At 59.3% G+C, this 258-nt stretch carries 1 protein-coding gene; it reads right to left on the reverse strand.

The genetic code is table 11. The features are described 5' to 3' along the window. Positions 1-237, reverse strand: a 237-nt coding sequence (locus tag Q5L94_RS13900; RefSeq protein WP_317498942.1) for a hypothetical protein, incomplete at its 3' end; no start/stop codon positions are given. Between the last annotated feature and the right edge of the window lie 21 nt (positions 238-258).

The raw sequence follows: 258 nt of genomic DNA on the forward strand, positions 1-258 counted from the left end.
CTGATTCGTCAGCGGGTCGACGTAACGAACATGCAGAGTAATGCATGTCTTGGCCCCATCAAGCCGCACCCTAACCTGATTGGCCGTCACCCCCGGCGCCAGAATCATTCCCTGCTTGCCGCCGAGCCGAGGCCCAGCAGATGCGGCAACAACTACCCGTCGACCAGCAAGCAGCTCGGCTTTGCCAACAGACTGATCGGCCAATTTCGGCAAGTTGCGGTTTGTGTTGCGCGACATAGCAGCCCTATTGTAGGGCCG

The sequence above is a fragment of the Idiomarina sp. Sol25 genome (assembly GCF_033052775.1).
Classification (GTDB): Bacteria; Pseudomonadota; Gammaproteobacteria; order Enterobacterales; family Alteromonadaceae; genus Idiomarina.